This window comes from Streptomyces sp. CA189 (genome assembly GCF_056428985.1).
The window spans coordinates 41,377-47,969 of sequence record NZ_JBWJVM010000071.1; the positions used below are offsets into that span (position 1 = coordinate 41,377).

Below are 6,593 nucleotides of genomic sequence, written 5' to 3' on the forward strand. Positions count from 1 at the left end.
TTCTCCGGCGCGCGCTGTTGCCCGTTGGGCGGGAGGCTAATGCCGGAGCCTCCGGTTCGGTACCCACGGACGGCGCCGATCCCTTCCGCGCCCAGGCGGCTCCTGCGAACTCGAGGGGGCGGTGACTGCTCCAGCTGACGGCCCGTAGATCATTGCCGCATGTCAAACACTTCTCGCCGCAACGTCCTTGCCGTTTTCGCCGGTGCCGCAGCCTCCGTTCCACTCGGCACCCTGACCGCCGCGGCCTCGCCCAGATCCGCCGCCGTGGCCGCGCCCACCCTCGCGCCGGCCGCTTCGACCCTGCCCGCGGGCACGGGCACGCTCACCTCGCCCCGGTCCGCCGTATGGGTCGCCGGGCTGGACCCCAACTTCTACCGAGAGGTCGCCCTCGGCACCTTCACCACGAAGGTGCTGCCGGGGACCCCTGAGCGCCTCGAGGTCACCGCCGGCTCCCAGCACGTGGCCGTCCTGACCAAGGGCGCCCGCACGGTGGTCCTCAAGGGCGCCGAGCGCACCTTCATCGAGAACAAGAAGTCCTTCGTGGACGAATTCCAGCGCACCGTCTCGGGCTGGGGGATGTCCCCCGGCGGCGGCAGCTGGTCCACCGAGGACCCTCACGCCGCCGACTTCGCGGTGGCGCCGGGCAGTGGCACCATCAAGCTCAGCAGCGTAGACGCGAGCCGCCACGCCACGCTCGTGGACAGCCAGATCACGGACGTCGACGTCAGCATGACCGCAAAGTTCGACAAGGTGCCCGAGGGCCAGGCCTGCTCGTTCGCGCTGTCCTTCGGCTACAAGGACATCGACAACAGCTACCGGGCCAGGCTGTCCTTCCTGACCACGAATGTGGTGGAACTGCGCGTCGAGAGGGAGCACCTCAACTCGGTCACCCGGCTCCCGTTGGGTGCCACCGCCCCCATCGTCGTCGGCACCGGAATCCCGGAGAACACCAACTTCACGATCCGCGTGCGCCGCGAGGGTCCCCGCATACAGGTCAAGGCCTGGCGTACGGGCACCACCGAGCCCGGCTGGGCCGTGGACACCACGGACACGGACAGCACCTTCCCCAAGGGGCGGGTGGGCGTGCGGGCACTGGCCAACACCGGTTGCACCAACGCGCCCAAGCTGATCGTGAGCAGCTTCAGGGTCGACGCCTCGACCTGGGAGCAGCCGGCGACCGTCACCCACGACAGCTGGGTACGCGTCCTCCCCGCGCCCTTCGACGGCACCTGGACCCAGGCCCTGGAGCAGACCATCCGCGGCTGGGCCGGTTCCCCCAGCCCGGACGTCCTGGCCCACGCGGCCATGTTCCTCGCGGGTGTTCCGGCGGTCACCAGCGCCACCGCCCAGGCCACCGGCGCGCAGGTCATGGGCGCGGCCGGATACGGCCAGCTGGACGAGGAGGGGCTGCGCCCGGTCGGTGCGGACTTCAATGACTACATGGAGCGGAACTGGTACTTCCCCGACCGCACCTCGGTGGAGGTGGCGAAGCCGGGCCAGGGCAAGAACCTCGACTGCTCGGGGTACGTGCGGATGGTCTACGGCTACCACATGGGCGTCCCCATGCACGACGGCAACAATTCGGCGAAGGCGGCACTGCCCCGCCAGTCGGGTGCCATGGTCGGCCACGCCCCCGGGGTGGGCGTCGCGACCAAGCCGGACGACAACAAGGCCCTTGTGGCGGACGCCCCGATCCAGCCGGGGGACTTGGTCCTGTTCGACGCCACCGACCCCAGGCCGGAGGACGACTACCCCGTGGACCACGTCGGCATCTACCTCGGCCTGGACATCGAGGGGAAGCGCCGCTTCCTCTCCAGCCGCAAGACCGGCAACGGTCCCACCATGGCCGACCTGGGCGGTACCTCGCTCCTCGACGGCACGGGCAATTACGCGACGTCGCTCCGCACGGTCCACCGCATCTGAGACCGGGCTGACCACGTAGGTCAAAGAGAAAGGCCCCGGTCCGCTTGCGCGGGACGGGGCCTTTCAACAGGGTGAGTGACGGGACTTGAACCCGCGGCCACCTGGACCACAACCAGGTGCTCTACCAACTGAGCTACACCCACCATGTCCGGTCGGAAAACCGACCGGCCGAAGAAAAGGGTACAGGGTCCGGGAGGGTGCTCGCTCCCCCCATTCCCCGCCCCCCTCTCCGGTGGGTGCTAGGCGCCGGGGACGACGTGCTTGGCGGCGATGGTGCGCGCCGTGTCCGAGTCCGGACCGGGCTGCGGCACGAAGACCGCCTCCCGGTAGTAGCGCAGCTCGGCGATGGACTCCTTGATGTCCGCGAGCGCCCGGTGGTTGCCGTTCTTCGGCGGGCTGTTGAAGTAGGCGCGCGGGTACCAGCGGCGTGCCAGCTCCTTGATCGAGGACACGTCCACGATCCGGTAGTGCAGGTACCCCTCCAGCGCGGCCATGTCGCGCAGCAGGAAGCCGCGGTCGGTGCCGACCGTGTTTCCGCAGAGCGGGGCCTTGCGGGGTTCCTTCACGTGTTCCCGTACGTAGGCCAGGACCTGTGCCTCCGCATCCGCGAGGGTGGTCCCGCCGGCCAGCTCGTCGAGCAGGCCGGACGCCGTGTGCATCTCGCGCACCACGTCGGGCATGGTTTCCAGGGCCGCGTCCGGCGGGCGGATCACAATGTCCACGCCTTCGCCGAGCACGTTGAGCTCCGAGTCGGTGACCAGTGCGGCCACCTCGATAAGTGCGTCGTCCGTCAACGAGAGCCCGGTCATCTCGCAGTCGATCCACACCATGCGATCGTTCATGCGCCCCACCTTATGCGGAAGGTCCCCCGCATCGGCGACCACCGAGGTGACCACAGACGCGGGGGACCTTCCCGGGACCTCGTTACGCGTGCTCGCGCAGCACCCGGCCCGGGGCGTACAGCTCCGTCACCGTGGGACCGGCCGCGGCCAGCGCCGCGGCGGCCCGCTGGGGCTGCGGAGTGCGCTGGTGCGGGACCGGCGAGTCCGAGAGCTGAGCCACCTGGACCACGTCCGCCTGCGGGCGGCGAGCCCGGTAGGCGGAGCGGTAGGCGGCCGGGGAGGACCCCAGCTGGCGGCGGAAGTGCCCGCGCAGCGCGACCGGCGAGCGGAACCCGCAGCGTCCGGCGACCTCGTCGACCGAGTAGTCGGAGGTCTCCAGCAGCCGCTGTGCCTGGAGCACCCGCTGGGTGATCAGCCACTGCAGCGGCGCGCTGCCCGTGAGCGAGCGGAACCGCCGGTCGAACGTGCGCCTGCTCATGTAGGCGCGCGCGGCCAGCGTCTCCACGTCGAACTGCTCGTGGAGGTGCTCCAGTGCCCAGGCGACGACCTCGGCCAGCGGGTCGGCGCCGATCTCCTCCGGCAGCGACCGGTCGAGGTAGCGTTCCTGGCCACCCGTGCGGCGCGGCGGGACGACGAGCCTGCGGGCCAGTGCACCCGCCGCCTCGCTGCCGTGGTCCGTGCGCACGATGTGCAGGCACAGATCGATTCCGGCCGCGGTGCCCGCGGACGTCAGCACGTCGCCGTCGTCGACGAACAGCTCGCGCGGATCGACGTGGACGGACGGGTAGCGCTTGGCCAGCGTCGGCGCGTACATCCAGTGCGTCGTCGCGGGCCGGCCGTCCAGCAGACCGGCGGCGGCGAGCACGAATGCCCCCGTGCACAGTCCGACGATCCGGGCACCCTCCTCGTGCGCCAGGCGCAGCGCTTCGAGCGCCTCCGGCGGCGGCGGTGAGGTGATGGAACGCCACGCGGGCACGACGACCGTGCCTGCCCGGGCGATCGCCTCCAACCCGTATGGCGCGGTCAGTTCGAGTCCGCCGGTGGTCCGCAGCGGACCGTCCTCACCGGCGCACACGAGCAGTCGGTAGCGTGGAACTCCCGCGTCCTGCCGGTCAATGCCGAACACGGAAAGTGGAATGGAGCTCTCGAAGATCGGTCCGCCGCTGAAGAGCAGCACCGCGACGATCTCCCTGCGGCGACGCCCCGCGAGCTTCCTGCCGTCTACGACGACGGCGGTGGAATCCTGGCTCATGGCGCTAAGCCCCCCTTGGGTGTCGCGACTCCTTGGTCTGGTCGCACCTGCACGTATCCCCTCGGCCTTGCACGTGGCTCCCCCGCCGTAAATACATGATCGAATCTACTGCGTCCCGTGGTGTCGGCGTGACAAGTTCAGCACGCAGCGCTATGTCGACTTGGCAACTTGGCGAAAAGCATTCGATCAGGAAGCGTTCCACTCCGCTACCCGGGTGGAAAGCGCACTGTCCGGCCATGGCCAGTACTCGTAGGGTCAAAGCCCCCCCGTGGCGGCGTAGTCGCTGATGGTGAGGGGGTCGGGGGGACATTCCGGCAAGGGGGGCGACCTGCCGGGAAGTTGGCTGAAAACATGCGGGTGTGGATGTGCGAATCGGTCAGTCGCGAGAGGACATCCCGCCGGAAACCTGACATCCGCGCTGCGTTCCGGCCCCGGCGCGCGAGTGCCGGCCCCGATGCGCGGGCGGCAACCGGTCCTCCGAGAGGATCCGCGCGGCATTCCGCTCCGCCTGCTCCGAGTGGCGCAGCAGCACCCGGCAGGCCGCCGTGACGGCCGCCAGGCCGAGGGTGGCGACGGCGGCCCCGCCGAAGGAGGTCCCGTAGACGACGAGGACCACGGGGACGAGCAGGCAGCTGAAGGCCGCCCAGCGCACCACGTCACCCGCGGGGTCCTCGTGTGACCCCCGGGCGGGCTGCACGGACGAGTGAAGGGGAGGGGGCGGCATGTGGACGGACTGCGTCGGCTGAGCGGGCGACTGAGCGGGCTGGACGGGGCCAAGACCTCGATGGCCTCGCGGATGACCGGGCACGGCGTGCTCCCTGCGGGCTCTTCCTGGACGGTCGGACTCGTGTCCAACGGCGCGCGGCGCGGCTCGGTCACTGCGCGCACGGGTGGCGCACACCCGATGGGGTGCTCCTCGTCACTGGCTGTAGGGGGCAGCGGACATTGCCAAGGAGGCGTGGCTGCGGCATGCTCCCTGGGACGCTCTCCAAGGGCGGCATGACCTGTGCAGCACAGGAGTGTCGCCGTACCCTGGTGGGTATGGGCTTGGGAAGATGCTTCCCGGACAGAGCTCGGTCACACTGAGTTGTCGTTTTCTGGAATCGTCCCGCTTGTATCGTCGCTTCCGCCTACTGGCGCCCCGTCCCCTTGTCCCTTCCCCTGAGGACCTCTTCGCCGAGACACCCATGGCCGGTCACGAATTCTCCGAACCCGCGGACCGTAAGCGCAAACGCCTCGCCGATCCCGAATCGGCCGACCTGCGCGCGGTGGAACAACCACGTCATCCCTGCGACCCGGCCTTCCGGCACGGGGTCGTGGTGGGCTTCGACGGATCCACGTCCAGTGAGCGCGCCCTCGCGTACGCGATCGGCATGGCCCGTCGCTCAGGCTCCGGCCTGATCATCGTCCACGTCGCGAACCGGCTGCCCACCACCGTGTGGGCCGGCTGCGAGCCGCCGGTCTTCGTGGACGTGCCGGACCACCGCACCGAGGTGCTGGGGCTGGAGCTGGCCTGCGCGGACTACCTCTCCGAGGTTCCGTGGATCCTCGTCGAGCGGGGCGGGGACATCTGCCACGAGCTGGAGGAGGTCGGCCGGGAGTACTCGGCGGACGCCATCGTGGTCGGCTCCACGCACGGCATCGTCGGCCGGATCTTCGGATCGGTGGCGGGCCGGCTGGCGAAGCGGGCGCAGCGACCGGTCGTTGTCATCCCGTAACCGACTGTATGTCGATTGTGCGGTTGTGCACCCCCATGTAAGGGGTAGATAAAGGCTGCTGGGACGCAGCAAACAACTGCAGATCGAAGGGAGCCCGCCGTGGACAACGGTGTCTCTGCGGGAAGCACGGCCTCGACTTCGACCCTCGGGCACATCGCCCTGGGTCTCACCCTTCTCGCGTTCGGTATCGGCACCACCGGCATCATCGACGGTGTGACCGCAGCCAACTCCGTTTCGCTCGCCATGTACCTCGGCGGGCTCGCCCTGTTCGTCCTCGGAGTCCTCGAGTACCGCGGTGGCAACGGCTTCAACGGCACGGCCTTCGCGGGCATCGGCACCTTCTGGTTCATCTGGGCCAACGGGGCCGACGGAAAGGTTTCGGCAGACGCGGCCGGAATGTTCCTCGTGCTGTTCGCCATGCTGGCGCTGACCCTCACCGCCGCCGCCTCGGGCGGGCTGTTCGGTCAGGGCGTGTACGGCCTGTTCACCCTCTCCCTGCTGCTCCTGGCGATAGGCACCTTCGCCGAGAGCGACGGGCTGGCCAAGGCGGCCGGCTGGGTGGCGGCGCTCTCCGGACTGCTGGCCTGGTACGGGGCCACCGCGGCGCTGGCGAGCTGGCCGATGGCCTTCGGAAAGGGTTCGCGCGGAGCGGTCGCCGCGAGCTGACGGACCAACCACCACGCACCACACGCACCACGCACCACGCACCACACGAAAAGGCCCCCGGGGGATCTTGGGTTCTAGGAGTCGTTGCAACACCCCAGTTCAAGGGGTGGCATGGGCTTCGAGATCCGCGAGGACCGGCAGCCGCAGGGACGTAAGAAGCTCGCTCGTGAGCGGGCGGCATACTCCCGGCTC

At 69.6% G+C, this 6,593-nt stretch carries 6 protein-coding genes and 1 tRNA gene; 3 read left to right on the forward strand and 4 right to left on the reverse strand.

Features of this window, described 5'->3' with window-relative positions:
- The first annotated feature begins 159 nt into the window (after positions 1 to 159).
- On the forward strand, positions 160 to 1,923 hold the full coding sequence (locus AC061S_RS35070; RefSeq protein ID WP_478689923.1) for an NlpC/P60 family protein: 1,764 nt from the start codon (positions 160 to 162) through the stop codon (positions 1,921 to 1,923).
- Between the two features lie 70 nt (positions 1,924 to 1,993).
- Here AC061S_RS35070 and AC061S_RS35075 read toward each other — a convergent pair.
- The 4 genes from AC061S_RS35075 to AC061S_RS35090 all read right to left on the reverse strand — a co-directional run bounded on the left by AC061S_RS35075 (position 1,994) and on the right by AC061S_RS35090 (position 4,672).
- Positions 1,994 to 2,066 (reverse strand) — tRNA-His (locus AC061S_RS35075).
- A 96-nt stretch (positions 2,067 to 2,162) separates the two neighbouring features.
- Positions 2,163 to 2,765, reverse strand: a complete 603-nt coding sequence (orn, locus tag AC061S_RS35080) for an oligoribonuclease (protein WP_250741286.1) — start codon at positions 2,763 to 2,765, stop codon at positions 2,163 to 2,165.
- Between the two features lie 82 nt (positions 2,766 to 2,847).
- Positions 2,848 to 4,017 carry a helix-turn-helix domain-containing protein gene (locus tag AC061S_RS35085; RefSeq protein ID WP_422522592.1) on the reverse strand — a complete coding sequence of 390 codons (1,170 nt, stop codon included), beginning with the start codon at positions 4,015 to 4,017 and terminating at the stop codon, positions 2,848 to 2,850.
- A gap of 376 nt (positions 4,018 to 4,393) precedes the next feature.
- The gene (locus tag AC061S_RS35090; protein WP_478689924.1) at positions 4,394 to 4,672 is read right to left on the reverse strand and encodes a hypothetical protein; all 279 of its coding nucleotides are present in this window, start codon (positions 4,670 to 4,672) and stop codon (positions 4,394 to 4,396) included.
- Positions 4,673 to 5,204: 532 nt separating this feature from the next.
- Between AC061S_RS35090 and AC061S_RS35095 the strand changes: the two genes are divergently transcribed.
- Positions 5,205 to 5,735 carry a universal stress protein gene (locus AC061S_RS35095; RefSeq protein WP_214951587.1) on the forward strand — a complete coding sequence of 177 codons (531 nt, stop codon included), beginning with the start codon at positions 5,205 to 5,207 and terminating at the stop codon, positions 5,733 to 5,735.
- Positions 5,736 to 5,834: 99 nt separating this feature from the next.
- Positions 5,835 to 6,401 carry a GPR1/FUN34/YaaH family transporter gene (locus AC061S_RS35100; protein ID WP_385372615.1) on the forward strand — a complete coding sequence of 189 codons (567 nt, stop codon included), beginning with the start codon at positions 5,835 to 5,837 and terminating at the stop codon, positions 6,399 to 6,401.
- Positions 6,402 to 6,593 lie beyond the last annotated feature (192 nt).

Excerpts from the sequence above, each read along its gene's own strand:
- AC061S_RS35095 (WP_214951587.1), top strand. The coding sequence starts at position 5,205 with ATGGCCGGTCACGAATTCTCCGAACCCGCGGACCGTAAGCGCAAACGC.
- orn (WP_250741286.1), bottom strand. The coding sequence starts at position 2,765 with ATGAACGATCGCATGGTGTGGATCGACTGCGAGATGACCGGGCTCTCG.
- AC061S_RS35070 (WP_478689923.1), top strand. The coding sequence starts at position 160 with ATGTCAAACACTTCTCGCCGCAACGTCCTTGCCGTTTTCGCCGGTGCC.
- AC061S_RS35085 (WP_422522592.1), bottom strand. The coding sequence starts at position 4,017 with ATGAGCCAGGATTCCACCGCCGTCGTCGTAGACGGCAGGAAGCTCGCG.